At 74.0% G+C, this 14,098-nt stretch carries 15 protein-coding genes; 5 read left to right on the forward strand and 10 right to left on the reverse strand.

Going from position 1 to position 14,098, the window contains the following annotated elements; translation table 11 throughout:
• Window positions 1-7: 7 nt before the first annotated feature.
• From ABZ881_RS13930 to ABZ881_RS13940, 3 genes are all read right to left on the reverse strand, one after another.
• Window positions 8-442, reverse strand: coding sequence for a pyridoxamine 5'-phosphate oxidase family protein (locus tag ABZ881_RS13930; protein WP_358484590.1), 435 nt, complete (start codon window positions 440-442; stop codon window positions 8-10).
• 17 nt (window positions 443-459) lie between these two features.
• A complete protein-coding gene (locus tag ABZ881_RS13935; protein WP_358484593.1) occupies window positions 460-861 on the reverse strand; it encodes a transglycosylase family protein in 402 nt (133 codons plus the stop codon).
• 196 nt (window positions 862-1,057) lie between these two features.
• Window positions 1,058-2,275, reverse strand: a complete 1,218-nt coding sequence (locus tag ABZ881_RS13940; protein ID WP_358484595.1) for an MFS transporter — start codon at window positions 2,273-2,275, stop codon at window positions 1,058-1,060.
• Between the two features lie 33 nt (window positions 2,276-2,308).
• On the opposite strand from ABZ881_RS13940, the gene ABZ881_RS13945 reads away from it, so the two are divergent.
• Window positions 2,309-2,896 carry a hypothetical protein gene (locus ABZ881_RS13945; RefSeq protein ID WP_358484596.1) on the forward strand — a complete coding sequence of 196 codons (588 nt, stop codon included), beginning with the start codon at window positions 2,309-2,311 and terminating at the stop codon, window positions 2,894-2,896.
• A 60-nt stretch (window positions 2,897-2,956) separates the two neighbouring features.
• On the opposite strand, the gene ABZ881_RS13950 is transcribed toward ABZ881_RS13945, so the two are convergent.
• Window positions 2,957-3,448, reverse strand: a complete 492-nt coding sequence (locus ABZ881_RS13950) for a DNA starvation/stationary phase protection protein (protein WP_344022298.1) — start codon at window positions 3,446-3,448, stop codon at window positions 2,957-2,959.
• A gap of 174 nt (window positions 3,449-3,622) precedes the next feature.
• The gene (locus tag ABZ881_RS13955; protein ID WP_344022296.1) at window positions 3,623-4,036 is read right to left on the reverse strand and encodes a universal stress protein; all 414 of its coding nucleotides are present in this window, start codon (window positions 4,034-4,036) and stop codon (window positions 3,623-3,625) included.
• 149 nt (window positions 4,037-4,185) lie between these two features.
• On the opposite strand from ABZ881_RS13955, the gene ABZ881_RS13960 reads away from it, so the two are divergent.
• Genes ABZ881_RS13960 through ABZ881_RS13970 form a run of 3 tightly spaced genes read left to right on the forward strand, consistent with a single transcriptional unit; the run spans window position 4,186 to window position 7,223 of the window.
• Entirely contained in the window at window positions 4,186-5,184 is a 999-nt protein-coding gene (locus tag ABZ881_RS13960; RefSeq protein WP_358484599.1) for a tripartite tricarboxylate transporter substrate-binding protein, read from the forward strand.
• Window positions 5,181-5,714 (forward strand): tripartite tricarboxylate transporter TctB family protein, encoded by a 534-nt coding sequence (locus tag ABZ881_RS13965; RefSeq protein WP_358484600.1) that lies wholly within the window; start codon window positions 5,181-5,183, stop codon window positions 5,712-5,714. Before ABZ881_RS13960 ends, ABZ881_RS13965 begins: the two co-directional genes overlap by 4 nt.
• Window positions 5,715-5,717: 3 nt before the next feature.
• Window positions 5,718-7,223, forward strand: coding sequence for a tripartite tricarboxylate transporter permease (locus ABZ881_RS13970; protein ID WP_358484601.1), 1,506 nt, complete (start codon window positions 5,718-5,720; stop codon window positions 7,221-7,223).
• Window positions 7,224-7,355: 132 nt separating this feature from the next.
• On the opposite strand, the gene ABZ881_RS13975 is transcribed toward ABZ881_RS13970, so the two are convergent.
• The 4 genes from ABZ881_RS13975 to ABZ881_RS13990 all read right to left on the reverse strand — a co-directional run bounded on the left by ABZ881_RS13975 (window position 7,356) and on the right by ABZ881_RS13990 (window position 11,710).
• Window positions 7,356-8,696, reverse strand: coding sequence for an MFS transporter (locus ABZ881_RS13975; protein WP_358484603.1), 1,341 nt, complete (start codon window positions 8,694-8,696; stop codon window positions 7,356-7,358).
• 17 nt (window positions 8,697-8,713) lie between these two features.
• Window positions 8,714-9,862, reverse strand: coding sequence for an LLM class flavin-dependent oxidoreductase (locus ABZ881_RS13980; RefSeq protein ID WP_358484760.1), 1,149 nt, complete (start codon window positions 9,860-9,862; stop codon window positions 8,714-8,716).
• 188 nt (window positions 9,863-10,050) lie between these two features.
• The gene (locus ABZ881_RS13985) at window positions 10,051-11,301 is read right to left on the reverse strand and encodes an ROK family protein (RefSeq protein ID WP_358484605.1); all 1,251 of its coding nucleotides are present in this window, start codon (window positions 11,299-11,301) and stop codon (window positions 10,051-10,053) included.
• A 283-nt stretch (window positions 11,302-11,584) separates the two neighbouring features.
• A complete protein-coding gene (locus tag ABZ881_RS13990; protein WP_358484607.1) occupies window positions 11,585-11,710 on the reverse strand; it encodes a hypothetical protein in 126 nt (41 codons plus the stop codon).
• Between the two features lie 289 nt (window positions 11,711-11,999).
• On the opposite strand from ABZ881_RS13990, the gene ABZ881_RS13995 reads away from it, so the two are divergent.
• Window positions 12,000-12,926 (forward strand): TauD/TfdA family dioxygenase, encoded by a 927-nt coding sequence (locus ABZ881_RS13995; RefSeq protein WP_358484609.1) that lies wholly within the window; start codon window positions 12,000-12,002, stop codon window positions 12,924-12,926.
• 21 nt (window positions 12,927-12,947) lie between these two features.
• Here the strand turns inward: ABZ881_RS13995 and ABZ881_RS14000 are convergent, their stop codons facing one another.
• Window positions 12,948-14,090 (reverse strand): MFS transporter, encoded by a 1,143-nt coding sequence (locus ABZ881_RS14000; protein WP_358484611.1) that lies wholly within the window; start codon window positions 14,088-14,090, stop codon window positions 12,948-12,950.
• Window positions 14,091-14,098 lie beyond the last annotated feature (8 nt).

Raw genomic sequence — 14,098 nt, forward strand, 5'->3', positions numbered from 1 at the left:
CCCCCGCTCAGAAGTTCCCCAGCACCCGCACCGGCGTCACCAGCACCGCCGCCCGGCGCTGCTCGGCCATCACCCGGTCGTACTCCGCCCAGTCCCCGTGGGTCCCGCCGCAGGCGGTGAACACGTCCCGCAGCAGGCGCGGGACGTCGACGCACTCGACCGGGTCGTCCGGCCCGACGATCTCCGAGGCCCCCTCGACGGCGGCCCACTTCCAGCCGGCCCGCCAGTGCAGCGACGTCGCGGGTCGCGCACGCAACGCCCGCAGCTTGACGGGGCCGTAGGTCACGTAGGCCGCCACCGGCTCACCGGAGACAGGATGGTCGAGGACGCCGGCGTTCACCAGCGAGGTGTGCGGGCGGCCGTCGGACCGGACGACGGCGACGGTGCACAGTCCGCTGTCCGCCGCGACGATCCGGCGGACGCTGTCGAGATCGACGCTCATCCCCCGAGTCTGCCCGCTCAGCGCCAGCCGAGCTTCTTCGTGCAGGCGGGCCACGCCTTCCAGCCCTGCTGGTCCTGAACCTTCTTGGCGACGGCGATCTGCTGGGACTTCGACGCCTGGTGGGCGCTCGCCGCGTACTGGGTGCCGCCGAACTCCTCCCAGGTGGACGGTGTGAACTGCAGTCCACCGGTGAAGCCGTTGCCGGTGTCGGCGTCCCAGTTCCCGGTGCTCTCGCAGTGCGCCAGCTGGTCCCAGGTGTCGGTCTGCTCGACCGACGGGGCCGACGGCGCCGACGGAGACGACGGGGCCGCGACCGCGGTGCCGACGAAGCCCAGCGGGGCGGCCGCCATCGCGGTCAGCGCGCCGATCCGGGCGGCGCGCCGGCCGGTCGGGGTGGGTTTCCGGTGGCGTCCTGCCATGGGGTCGTACCTCCGTGCGTCGGGGAGCGGTTCGAACGGGCCGACACGGTAATCACGCCGGACATCCCACTCACAACCCGTGACACACGCTCACCGTCCGTGGAACGACGAGTGGTCAACCGTGCGCGTCGACCGTCGAAAGGAGTAACGCAATTCGGACGAACAGCTCAGCGTTCGCGGTACCGCCGCCGGTCGATCACCCGGTGCGGGTCGTCGCGGGAACCCGTTCCCCGGTGGCGGACGCCGGGACACGCCGGGCGAGCACCGTCGCGACCACCGCCAGACCGACGACCACACCGCCGTAGACCAGCGCGGTCGGCCGCAGCCCGACGGCCGTCGCCGCCACCCCGGCGAGCATCGCGGGCACGCTGAACGCCAGGTAGGCCAGGCTGTAGGTGGCGGCGAACAGCTCGCCGCGCTCGTGCGGGGTGGCCAGCGCGGCCAACGTCCCGAACGTCGCGTAGGCCGCCGACCCGAACCCGACGCCGGCCACCAGGGTCCCGGCGGTCGCGACCGGGAGCAGCCCGGCGAGCGTCCCGGCCAGCGTGACCAGGGTGCCGAGCCCGAGCAGCAGCGCGGCCGGTGCCAGCACCCGGGCCGGCGCCCGGTGCCGAAGCACGTAGGCGCTCGCCGCGCCGGTCAGGCACAGCGCCGCGACCACCAGCCCACCGACGAGGTGGTTCCGCATCCCGAACAGCCCGATCACCACCGACGGGCCGAGTGACAGGTACAGCCCGCCCAGCGACCAGCTCGCGACCAGGGTCGGGACGATCGCCACGAACCCGGGCCGGACCCGCTTCGGAACCGCGAGCCGGGGGCGCAGCGAGGCGAGCGCGCCGGGACTGCGGGTGACCGTCTCCGGGATCAGCGCGATCAGCAGCGCGGCCACCAGCAGGCCGCCGAGCAGCAGCGCCCAGACCAGCCGGGTCGGGGCGGGGGCGAACTCGACGAGCGCGCCGGTCGCGAGCCCGCCGAGCCCGAGCCCGGCGAGCGGCGCAGTGCCGTTGACCAGGCCGGCCCGCTCGGGTCGCGGCGCGAGATCGACGATGGCCGCCGGCAGGGTCGCGGTCGCCGCACCGGTCGCGATGCCCTGCACGATCCGGGCACCCAGCAGCCAGCCGACCCCGTCGGCCAGCAGGAACAGCACCAGCGCGACGATCTCCAGCGCGATCGCGCCGAGCAGCACCGGCCTGCGGCCGACGTGGTCGGACAGCGCGCCGACGACGAGCAGCGCGGCGATCAATGCGAGCACGTAGACCGCGAACACCGCCGTCAGGGTGAACTCGGTGAAGGCGAACCGCTCCTGGTAGACGACGTAGAGCGGGGACGGCGCCGACGACGCGGCCAGGAACCACAGGAAGGTCGCCGCGACCACGGCGAAGGCGACCGGCGGGGACAGGCGGATCCGGTGCACGACGCTCCTCGGGTTCACTCCAGGTACTGAGCAGTGCCAACGGAATCCGGCGGCCGCGGCATTCCCGGCCAGGCGAGCGTCGATCCGGTCCTGCCGGAACCGGCCGGGTGGTGGCAGGCTGAGGAGGTGCTGCGTGCGTCGTCCACCCGGGTGCGGCTGTTCAGCGTCCGCTACGAGGTCACCCAGGACGGCCGACCGGTCACCGGCTGGACCGCCCGGACCTGGCAACCGCATCGCGACCTGGTCATCGACGGCCATCCCTACGCGCTGCGCTCGGAGGGTGTCGCCCGGTTCGCGCTGGAGGGCGACATCCGCGCGCACATCCTGCGCACCGTCGACCACCCGTACGGCCCGCTGTCGACGCCGCACTGGAACGTCGAGGTCGGCGACCTCACCTATCGGATGGCCGGCTCCGGGATCGGCCGCCGGTTCGCGCTGCTCACCACCGCGGACGCGGCGAACGAGGCCGGCCGGGTGTGGCGGACCGGCGCGCTGCGCCCCTCCTACGCGGCGCAGCTCCCCGCCGCGCTGGCGCTGCCGGTGCAGGTGTTCGTGCTGTGGTCGGCGATGGCGATCTGGCGGGCCAGCGTCGCCGCCGCGACGGCCGCGGTCGCCCGCTGACCGGCCCCGGGCGCCGATCGGCCCCGGACACCGTGCGGTGCCCGGGGCCGGTGATCGGGATCAGGCCTCGCCGCGGTACCCGGCGGCCTGCGCCTGCCACATCCAGCGGGCCTCCTCCAGCGCGCGGCCCAGCTCGATGAGCAGGTCCTCGGTGAGCGGGTCGGCCTTGCCGGCCTGCTCGATGCGCGGGCGGAGCCGGTCGACGGCGACGTCGACGGTCGCCGAGACGGCCAGCACGGTGTCGGCGTCGGACACGTAGCCCTCCGGGTACTCCGGCAGGCCGGTGTCACGGCCGACGGTCCGCACCCGGCCGTCCGGGGCGACGCCGATGGCGGCGGAGCGCTCGGCGACGTTGTCGCCGTGCTCGCGGGCCAGGTCGACGAGCTCGTCGAGGTGCAGGTGGATGTCGCGGAACTGCTTGCCGACGAGGTTCCAGTGCGCCTGCTTGGCGACCAGGGAGAGGTCGACGAGATCGACCAGGGTCTCCTGCAGCACACGACCGGTGATGTCGCGGGCACCGTCGTCGAGCGGGCTGGTGATCGGGGTGGCCATGGTTTGCACGGCTCCTTTCGCGTCGGTCCGGAACGAGCACCGGCGGGGGTCTCCCGCCTACACGGGGTGCAACGCCGGTCTCGGTTCCGGTATGCCCCGAACCGCCCGCCCGCATGCCGTTCCGTGACCCGTCAGACATCCGGTGAGGTATGCCTGACCTGCGAGAAGGCCGGCCTATCGGGCGGCGTGCGTGACCAGTACCGGCACCGGTGACTCGAGGATGATGCGCTGCGCGACGCTGCCGGTGAGCAGCTTGCCGACCGGGCTGCGCCGCCGGACCCCGACGACGAGCAGCGACGCCCCCGCCGCCGCGGCCAGGTCCAGGATCGCCTCGGCCGCGTCGCCACCGTCGTCGATCACCTGGACGTCGGTCTCCGGGTCGCCGTCGGCGCGCAGCGCGGCGAGCCGGGACTCCACCCGGTCCCGCAGCGGCCCGCCGTCGTCGGGCTCGGTGTCGTTCTCGAACCGCTCCTGGTGCTCGGTCGCGAGCGCCACCAGCCTCGCACCCCGCAGCCGGGACTCGCGGACCGCGAGGTCCAGCGCGGCGGTCCCCTCGGGCGTCGGGCCGTAGGCCACACAGATCGTCATGTCGCTCCCCATCAGGCGCGTGCGGACGGCGCCGACCCTAATCACGGAATGGGCAGAAACCCGGAAAAGTTCATTGTGTTCGCAGCGGACATTGAGTTATCGAAGCCGGACATTGGTAACGGCCCATACCTGTGATTACCGTTCCCGCCATGCCACGACGGCAGGTCATCGCAGCCCTGGGAATCGTACTCGTCGCCGCACTCGCGGTGACCGCCTTCGCCGACGCCGCCCGGTCCGGGGAGGGTCAGGCGGCGCGCTCCAACCTCACCATGATCGCCCCCGCAGCGGCGGGCGGCGGCTGGGATCTCGTCGCCCGCGAGTCCCAGCAGGCCATGCGCACCGGGAACATCGTGAACACCGTCCAGGTGGTCAACATCCCGGGCGCCGGCGGCACCATCGGCCTGAACCAGCTGGCCGGGCTCGCCGGCGAGGAGACCACGATGATGGTCACCGGCACCGTGATGCTCGGCGGGATCAGCCAGTCCGGCAGCCCGCTGAGCCTGGCCGACACCACGCCGATCGCCCGGCTCGCCGAGGACTTCGAGGTGATCGCCGTCCCCGCGGCGTCACCGTTCCGCACGCTCGAGGACATGCTCGTGGCGTGGGAGTCGAACCCGGCCGCCCTGCCGATCGGCGGCGGATCCGCCGGCGGCATCGACCACATGGTCGCCGCGCAGCTCGCGCAGGCCCGCGGCATCCCGGTCGAGAACATGGTCTACACCCCGCACCCGGGCGGCGGTGAGCTCACGCTCAGCCTGCTGTCCACCGCCGCCGGCACCGTCGGCGTCGGCGTCTCCGGCTACAACGACTTCCGCGACCTGGTCGAGTCCGGCCAGCTGCGGGTGCTGGCGGTCGTCTCGCCCGAGCGGCTGACCGGGGTCGACGCCCCCACCATGGACGAGCTCGGGTTCGGCCAGGTCGATCTCGTGAACTGGCGCGGCCTGGTCGCCCCGGCCGGGATCACCCCGGACGAGCGGGCCGAGCTCGAGGCGATCGCCCGCGAGATGGTCGCCACCGAGTCCTGGTCGGAGGCCGTCGAACGCAACCGGTGGGTACGCAGCGAGATCTACGGCGAGGACTTCGAGAAGTTCCTCGTGACCGAGCAGACCCGGATCCACGACCTTCTGAAGGAGCTGGGATTGGTATGAGCGGCCGTCCTGCACATCTGTCGAGGGGCGCCCTGGTCGTCCCCGCCATCCTCGCCGGACTGGGGATCTTCCTGGTCTACGGCACCGTGACGATGGAGGTCGTCGGCGACGGCGGCCTGTTCGGCCCGACCACCATGCCGTGGATCGTGGCGGTGCTCTGCTTCGTCGTCGCCGCGCTGCTCGCGTTCGACATCCTCCGCCCGCGACCCGAGTACGACACCCCCGCCGCGGGCGCCGCCGACGGTTCCGCCGGGGACTCCGGCGAGGCCGGTCCGGCCGCGCCCGACGGCGTCAACGTGCCCGCCGTGCTCACCGCGGTCGGCGGTGTCGCCGGGTTCATCATCGTCCTGCCGTTCCTCGGTTGGATCCTGTCCGCCACCGGCCTGTTCACCGCGGTCGCGGTGGCGCTGGGCAACCGCCGCTGGCCGGGCATCGTGCTCGGTGGCCTGGCGGTCTCCTCCGCGGTTCAGGTCGTGTTCAGCGCCCTGCTGGGGATCTCGCTGCCCAGCGGCTTCGTCGGGGGGTTCTGAGCGATGGAACAGCTGTCCAACCTGCTCGGCGGTTTCGCCGACATCCTGAGCCCGTCCGCGCTGCTGTTCGTGTTCCTCGGCGCCCTGATGGGCACCGCGGTCGGCGTGCTCCCCGGCCTCGGCTCGGCGATGGCGGTGGCGCTGCTGCTGCCGCTGACCTTCGTCCTGGACCCGACCAGCGCGCTGATCATGTTCACCGGGATCTACTTCGGCGGGCTGTTCGGCGACTCGATCGCCGGCTTCCTGATGAACACGCCCGGCAACTCCACGGCGATCGCCAGCACCTTCGAGGGCCACCGCATGGCCCTGCGCGGCAAGGCCGCACAGGCGCTCGCCACCGGCGCGATCGGCGCGTTCATCGGCGGCATGGCCGCCTCCGCGCTGGTCGTCTTCTTCGCGCCCATGCTCGCGCAGCTCGCCACCGGGTTCGGCCCGGCCGAGTTCCTGGCACTGGCCGTGTTCGCGTTCGTCGCGATCTCCGCGGTGGTCGCCGACTCCGCGATCCGCGGTGTCGCCGCGCTCGCCATCGGCCTCACCCTGGCGCTGATCGGGATCGACCAGCCGTCCGGGAGCCCGCGGTTCTCGTTCGGCTTCTCCCCGCTGCTCGACGGCATCTCGATCGTCGTCATCACGGTGTCGCTGCTCGCGCTGGGCGAGGTGTTCAGCCAGGCCGCGAAGGTCGGCCGGGCCCAGGACACCAAGGCCGTCATGCCGACCGGTCGCTGGTGGCTGTCCCGCGCCGAGTTCCGGCAGGCGCTGCCCGCCTGGCTGCGCGGCACCGCGATCGGCGTCCCGTTCGGCGTCATCCCGGCCGGTGGCGCCGAGGTGCCGACGTTCCTCGCCTACGGCACCGAGCGCCGCCTGGACCGGCGCAAGCCGGAGCCGACGTTCGGCAAGGGCGCCATCGAGGGTGTCGCCGCGCCGGAGGCGGCGGGCAACGCCACCGCCGGCACCGCGATGGGCGCGCTGCTCGCGCTCGGCCTCCCGACCTCGGCGACCGCGGCGATCCTGCTCGCCGCGTTCCAGCAGTACGGCCTGCAGCCCGGCCCGCTGCTGCTGGAGCGCTCCGGGGACATCGTGTGGGCGCTGCTCGCCGGCTTCTTCCTGGCGATGATCGTGCTGCTGATCCTGAACCTGCCGTTCGCGCCGCTCTGGGCGCAGCTGCTGCGGGTGCCGAAGTCCTACCTGTACGCGGGGATCGCGGTGTTCGCCGCGTTCGGCGTGTACGCGGCCGGCGCGAGCACCGTCGACCTGGTGATCATGCTGGTGCTCGGCGTGCTGGGGCTGGCGATGCGGCTCTACGACATCCCGGTCGCGCCGGTGCTGATCGCGGTGATCCTCGGCCCGCTCGCCGAGTACTCGCTGCGCGACGCGATGGGCAACTCGGACAACGACCCGGCCGTGCTGGTGTCGAGCCCGATCACCGTGGTGCTCTACCTGCTGCTCGCCGCCGGTGTGGCGTGGACGGCGTGGCGCCGGTTCGCCGAGAAGCAGGCCGCCGACGTCTGAGCACCGCCCCGACCCCGGGGCCGCACCCCCGCACTCCCCACGGGGCGCCGCCGCCCCCTCCCTCACGAGCGGACCTCCCGTGGCCGTCCCCCGGCCACGAGGGGTCCGCTCGCGGCGTTCCGGGTCCGGCGCTCACCAGGGTTCCGAGCGTGTCCATTCCGGACGCCAGCCGATGTAGCGCGGCATCACCCACACCGTCACCACGCTGATCACCGCGGTCAGGACCAGGTAGCCGCCGGCGATCCAGGGGCTCCCGGCCCCGGCGGCGAGCAGCGCGGTCAGGATCGCCGGCGTCAGGCCGGAGGCGTAGATCCCGGACACCTGGTAGACCAGCGACAGTCCGGTGTAGCGCACGTCGGCCTCGAACAGCTCCGCGTAGAGCGCCGACTGGGTGCCGGTCATCAGCGCGTAGGCGACGCCCAGCTGGAACAGCACCACGACCACGACGATCCAGCCCACACCCGTCCCCACCAACAGGAACGACGGGATCACCGACAGTCCGAACAGGACGGCGCCGGTGCCGAACACCCGTCGTCTGCCGAACCGGTCGGCGAGCAGCCCGGCCAGCGGCGTCACCACCGCCATCAGCAGCGCCCCGGCCGTGACCGCGACCAGGACGAGCACCCAGTCCACCCCGACGGTGGTCACCGCGTAGGTGATGACGAAGACACCCCAGGTGTTGAACGCGGCGCCCTCGGCCCAGCGGGCGAGCATCCCGGTGCCGAGCCCGCGGCGGTGCACCCGGGTGCGGAACAGCTCGACCGCGGGGACCTTCGTCGTCGTCCCGGTCTCCTGCAGCTTCCGGAACTCCGGGGTTTCCAGGATCGTCAGCCGCACCGCGAGCCCGACGACGACCAGCAGCACCGACACCAGGAACGCGGCCCGCCAGCCGTAGGCCAGGAAGGTCTCGTCGTCGAGGAACTCGGCGAGCAGCGCGAACGCCCCGGTGCCCAGCGCGAGCCCGAGGCCCAGGCCGATCTGCGGGACGCTGCCGTAGAGGCCGCGCTTCCCGGGCGGCGCGTTCTCGATGGCGAGCAGCACCGCGCCGCCCCACTCGCCGCCGACCGCGACGCCCTGCAGGATCCGCAGCAGCACCAGCAGCAGCGGCGCGGCGACGCCGATCGCGGCGTACGGCGGCAGCAGCCCGATCAGCGCGGTCGCGACGCCCATCAGCAGCATCGTCGCGACCAGGGTCTGCTTGCGGCCGACCCGGTCGCCGATGTGCCCGAAGATCACCGCGCCGACCGGGCGGGCGACGAAGCCGACCGCGAACGTGCCGAACGCGAGAAGCGTGCCGACGGTCGGGTCGTCGGACGGGAAGAACAGGATCGGGAAGACCAGGCCGGCCGCGGTGGCGTAGAGGAAGAAGTCGTACCACTCGATGGTGGTGCCGACCAGCGAGGCGATCAGGACCTTGCGCCGCGCGGCCGGGCTGTCCGGGGCGGTGGGTGCCGTGCCGCTCGCGGTGCTCACCTGCGGTAGTCCGCGGCTCACCTGCGGTAGTCCGCGGCGAACGGCACCGAGCGGGCCTCGTCGGCCTCGACGACGGCGCCGTCCGGCGGGGACCACAGGCCGCGCTCGCGCAGCACCGGCAGCACCCCCTCCCCCATCCACCAGGCCTCCTCCAGGTGCGGGTACCCGGAGAGGACGAACTCGTCGATCCCGGCGGCGTGGTAGTCGGCGATCCGGTCGGCGACCTCGGTGTGCGAACCGACCAGCGCGGTCCCGGCGCCGCCGCGGACGAGTCCCACTCCCGCCCACAGGTTCGGGGCGATGGTGAGGTTCTCCCGCGACCCGCCGTGCAGGGCACGCATCCGGCGCTGCCCCTCCGACTCGGACGCGGCCAGGCCCTGCTGCACCCCGGCGATCGTGTCCGGGTCGAGCGCGTCGAGCAGTTTCTGCGCCTGCGCCCACGCCTCCGCCGCGGTGTCCCGGGTGATGACGTGCAGCCGGATGCCGAACCGGACGGTGCGCCCGCGGTCGGCGGCGAGCTTGCGGATCCAGCCGACCTTCTCCCGGACCTGCTCGACCGGCTCGCCCCAGGTGAGGTAGACGTCGGCGTGCTCGGCGGCGGTGTCACCGGCGGCCGGGGACGATCCGCCGAAGTACACCGGCGGCACCGGATCGGGCAGCCGGGACAGCGATGCGGCCTCCACCCGCAGGTGCTCGCCGTCCAGGTCGACGGTCTCGCCGCGCCACAGCCGGGTCACCACCGACAGGAACTCGCCGGTGCGGGCGTAGCGGGCGTCCTTGTCGAGGAAGTCGCCGTAGGCGCGCTGCTCGCGGGACTCGCCGCCGGTGACGACGTTGAGCAGCAGCCGCCCGCCGGAGTGCCGCTGGAAGCTCGCGGCCTGCTGCGCGGCCAGGGTCGGCGAGATCGAGCCGGGCCGGAACGCGACCAGGAACTTCAGCCGCTCGGTGTGCGCGACGAGCATCGCGGTGGTGATCCAGGCGTCCTCGCACCAGGCGCCGGTCGGGGTCAGCGCCCCGTCGAAGCCGGCCTGCTCGGCGGCCCGGGCGACCTGGGTGAGGTAGCCGATCGAGGCCGGGCGGATGGTGCCCGCCGAGCCGGTGGCGTTGCCGTGGCCGCCACCGACGAGATGGCGGCCGTCGCCCATCGTGGGCAGGAACCAGTGCATGGTGAGGGGTGCGTCGGGCACGGGGACCTTCCGGGGTGGTGGGGGGTGTTCAGCGGCTGCGGGGTGCCCGACAGGCCTGGGCGTGCACCCGGCCCAGGTCGACCCACAGTCGGCGGGTCAGCTCGCTTCCTCCCACCCCATGAGCGCAACAGAGCACCGCGTCACCACGCAACCCGGCGCGGGATCGGTCACAGTGATCGCCGGGCCGGCGCGCGGGCGACGGCGCCGAGCGGGTCGGCGTAGATCGGGCGCAGGCCGGCGGTGCACGCCGCGACCGCCTGCAGCGCGTGGCCGAAGGTGGACGCCTGCAGGCTGATCGGGGGCAGCGCGGTGGACCGCGAGAAGCTCTCCGAGACGTGCGCGAGCCCGGGCCGGTACCGGGTGAACGCCTGCCCGGCGAGTACCACCCGGTCCGGGTTGAGCAGGTCGCGGACCAGCGCCACCCCGTTCCCCAGCAACCGGGCGCGCGCGGTGAGCAGGTCGTGGGCGCGCCGGTCGCCGTCCTCGGCGGCCGCGACCACCTGCTCGATCACCGGGGCCCGCACCAGACCGGCGGCGTGCGCGGCACGGGCTACCGCCGAGTCGCCCGCCGACGCCTCGAGGCATCCGGTGCGGCCGCAGTGGCACGGCTCGTCGCCGCCGACCGGGAGATGGCTGATCGTGCCGGGACCACCGGTCGGGGCGTGTACCCGGCCGTCGACGGTGAGGACGGCGCCGACCGCCTCCCGCGCGTAGACGTGCAGCGTGCTGCCCTCGTCGACGTGCGGGGACAGCAGCGACTCGGCACCGGCCACCGCCTCGATCTGCGGGACGACGACCACCCCGGGCAGCCCGAGCCGGTCGACGATCTCGGCGAGCGGCGCCGGGTCCCAGCCCAGTCGCGGATGCCCGAGCCGGTTCCGCTCGCCGGACAGCCGGCCGCCGACGACCAGGCCGACCTGCAGCACCGTGCGGCCGGGCCGGGCGGCCGCGAACCGGCGCAGCCGGGCCGCCGGTCCGGCCAGCGCGACGGCCGGGTCCCCGTCGCGCGGGGTCGGCACGTCGATCGCGGACAGCACGTTCCCGCGCAGGCCACCGACGGCGAGCGTGGTCTGCTGCAGACCGACGTGCAGGCCGAGCACGCCGAAGCGCTCGACGTCGATCTCCACCGGGACCCGTGGCCTGCCCACCGCCCCGGCCCGCACCAGATCCGGTCGCTCGCGCAGCAGCCCGGCCGCGACCAGGGCGACGACCTGCCGGTTCACCGTGGCGTGGGACAGGCCGGTGGCGGTGACGAGCTCGTCCCGGAACGGGGCGCCGAGCCTGCGGACCGCCCCGAACACGGCCGCCGCGGCCGGCACGCCCGCCCCGGTGACGGGCTCCGGCCCGGCCGCTCGGACGACGGTCCGCCGGACGCCGCGGGGCCGGTCCTCGGCTCGGGACGCTGTGGCTGATGACATGGCTGGTCCTCAGGGGCGGTCCACCGGCGCGCAGGGCGGCGCTGCGGCCCGCCCGGTGTGGCGGCGCGCGTGCTCGCGGCGGTGGAGTGGTGGTCCTGGTGTCGGCGGGTCCGGCGCCCGGCCGTGCGGCGGGCAGGACACGGCGGCGCCGGAGGACGAGGACCCGGCGGGGCCGATCGGGACGGCCGGAACGATCCGGCGCGGACGTGCCGGCGGGACCGGAGCGGGATCCGGTGGCGCCGGACGGCACCCTGGGCGCCGCCGCGGGGCGGCCGTCAGGGAATCAGCGGTGGCAACAGATCGCCGTGGCCGTCCGGCAGTAGTCCACGTGCCTGCGCAGCACCAGGTAGGGGCGCACGACTCCGGCCGGGCCGGGCCGGTGCCCGTTGCGGTCGCCGCGTCCGTCCATGCCCGGAAGCTAGCACCGGCCCGGGGCGGCGGTCGACGCCTGGAATCACGTACCCGGATCACATTGACAGGACCGCCGACAGGACCGCCGACAGGACCGGCGGGGTGGTTTGTGATCCCGCTGAGCGCAACGGTTGCCGGGTACCCCGCGGCGTTCCTACCGTCGTGGGGGTACCGAGGCCGTGGCGCCCCGATCCGGATCCGAGCCGGTCGGCCCGCCCACCGGTACCGATCCCGCTCACCCCCGGCGCGTCCGGCCGCGAGCACCCGTCCGCACCGGAGGAGCTCCCGTGACCCTGCAGGCCGACCACACCACGACCACCGTGCTGCCCGAGGTGACCCGGGTGGGCGGGCGGATCGGAGCCCGCGTCGACGGTGTCCGCCTGGGCGGCGACCTCGCCCCGGAGACGGTCTCCGCGATCCGCTCCGCACTGCTGCAGCACAAGGTGCTGTTCTTCCGCGGCCAGCAGCACCTCGACGACGACGCGCACCTCGCGTTCGTCCGGCTGTTCGGCGAGCCGACGGTCGCGCACCCGACCGTGGCCGGCGAGAAGACGCACATCCTCCCGGTCGACTCGGACCGGGGGAAGGCCAACAGCTGGCACACCGACGTCACCTTCGTCGACCGCATCCCGGCGATCAGCTCGCTGCGCACGCTGATCCTGCCGCCCTACGGCGGCTCGACGGTGTGGGCGAACACCGCCGCCGCCTACGACGGCCTGCCGGTGCCGCTGAAAAACCTGGTCGACGAGCTGTGGGCGGTGCACACCAACTCCTACGACTACTCGTCGCACACCGAGAACGCCGACACCACCGCCGACGACGACAAGATCGCCGCCTACCGGGCCGAGTTCCGCTCCACCACCTACGAGACCGAGCACCCGGTGGTGCGGGTGCACCCGGAGAGCGGGGAGCGGGCGCTGCTGCTGGGGCACTTCGTCCGCGAGTTCGTCGGGCTCAACTCCAAGGAGTCGCAGGCCCTGTTCCACCTGCTGCAGGACCGGGTGACCCGGCTGGAGAACACGGTGCGGTGGTCCTGGGACGAGGGCGACTTCGCGATCTTCGACAACCGGGCGACCCAGCACTACGCGGTGGCCGACTACGACGACCACCGTCGCTCGCTGCGCCGGATCACCCTCGCCGGTGACATCCCGGTCGCCCCCGGCGGGGCCCGCAGCGTGGTCCGCACCGGCGACGCGTCGCACTACAGCAACTGAGCGCCGCGGCCGTCCGCGCGGTCACCGCGCGGACGGCGACCCGGTCCGGCTGAACGCGAGCAGCAGCAGCGCCAGCGCCGGTGCGACGGCGGTCGCGGCGAACCCGGCGGCGCCCGCCCCGCTGTGGAGCGGCACCCACAGCAGCGGTGCCAGTGCCCCGCCGAAGAACTGGAACGACAGCGCCAGCGACGCCGCCCCGGCCCGGTTGCCCTCGGTGCTGGTCGCGGCGATCGCGTTCACCGTGGTCCGCAGCCCGGTCACCGCGACACCGACGGCGGCGATCCCGATCCCCAGCAGCAGCACGGTCGGCCCGACCGCGGCGACGACCAGACCGGCCGCGAGCAGCAGGTTCATCCCGACACCGGTGCGGCGCGGACCGAGCCGGTCCAATCGGCGGCCGAGCAGTGGCGCGGCGAGCAGCCCGGCCACCCCGAACGACGACCCGAGCAGGCCGCGCTCCCAGGGGCCCAGGCCGAAGTCGTCGGCGGCGCGCAGAATCGCCAGCACGGTCAGCCCGACCGCCGCCAGGTAGCACAGGAACGACAACCCGCAGGCCACCGCCAGGTTCCGGTTGAGCAGGGCGCGCACCGGCGGCGGGCCGGTCCGGGGCGGGCCTGCCGTCATCGTCGGCGGCAGTGCCGCGAGCATCAGCGCGACCAGCGCCGGGAACACGAACGCCAGCCGCCAGTCCAGGGCCGCAGACGGACCGGACACCAGCGGGCTGGCCGCCTGCCCGGCCGCCTGCATCCCGGCGAACAAGCCGAGCGCGCGGCCCAGCCCGGCCCGCGGGACCAGGTCGGTGATCGCGGCGACCAGCAGCGGGGTGGTGAACGCGTTCGTGACGCCCTGCAGGGCGCGCGCCGCGAGGAACCACCCGATCCCCGGGGCGAGCACGCACAGCCCGCAGGCCAGCACGAACGCGACCAGCGACACCTGCATGGTGCGGGCCCGGCCCCAGCGCTCGGCCAGCGTGCCGGACACCAGCATCACCGCGGCGAACGGGAGCATGTACGCGGTGACGGCCGCGGCGGCCAGCTCCGGCGTGGTCGCCAGCCCCTGCGCGACCTCGGGCACCATCGGCGTGACCATGGTGCTGGCGTAGGGGCCGAGGAAGCCGCCGACGTAGAGCGGCCACGCCCGGACACCCGGGCGTGGCCGCGTCACGGCGAGAT

It is taken from the genome of Pseudonocardia sp. NPDC046786, assembly GCF_040645415.1.
GTDB classification, from domain to species: domain Bacteria; phylum Actinomycetota; class Actinomycetes; order Mycobacteriales; family Pseudonocardiaceae; genus Pseudonocardia; species Pseudonocardia kongjuensis.

Coding starts and splice junctions, on each gene's coding strand:
- ABZ881_RS13960 (WP_358484599.1), top strand. CDS start 4,186: ATGCCACGACGGCAGGTCATCGCAGCCCTGGGAATCGTACTCGTCGCC.
- ABZ881_RS13990 (WP_358484607.1), bottom strand. CDS start 11,710: ATGGACGGACGCGGCGACCGCAACGGGCACCGGCCCGGCCCGGCCGGA.
- ABZ881_RS13970 (WP_358484601.1), top strand. CDS start 5,718: ATGGAACAGCTGTCCAACCTGCTCGGCGGTTTCGCCGACATCCTGAGC.
- ABZ881_RS13935 (WP_358484593.1), bottom strand. CDS start 861: ATGGCAGGACGCCACCGGAAACCCACCCCGACCGGCCGGCGCGCCGCC.
- ABZ881_RS13955 (WP_344022296.1), bottom strand. CDS start 4,036: ATGACGATCTGTGTGGCCTACGGCCCGACGCCCGAGGGGACCGCCGCG.
- ABZ881_RS13985 (WP_358484605.1), bottom strand. CDS start 11,301: ATGTCATCAGCCACAGCGTCCCGAGCCGAGGACCGGCCCCGCGGCGTC.
- ABZ881_RS13930 (WP_358484590.1), bottom strand. CDS start 442: ATGAGCGTCGATCTCGACAGCGTCCGCCGGATCGTCGCGGCGGACAGC.
- ABZ881_RS13965 (WP_358484600.1), top strand. CDS start 5,181: ATGAGCGGCCGTCCTGCACATCTGTCGAGGGGCGCCCTGGTCGTCCCC.
- ABZ881_RS13950 (WP_344022298.1), bottom strand. CDS start 3,448: ATGGCCACCCCGATCACCAGCCCGCTCGACGACGGTGCCCGCGACATC.
- ABZ881_RS13980 (WP_358484760.1), bottom strand. CDS start 9,862: ATGCACTGGTTCCTGCCCACGATGGGCGACGGCCGCCATCTCGTCGGT.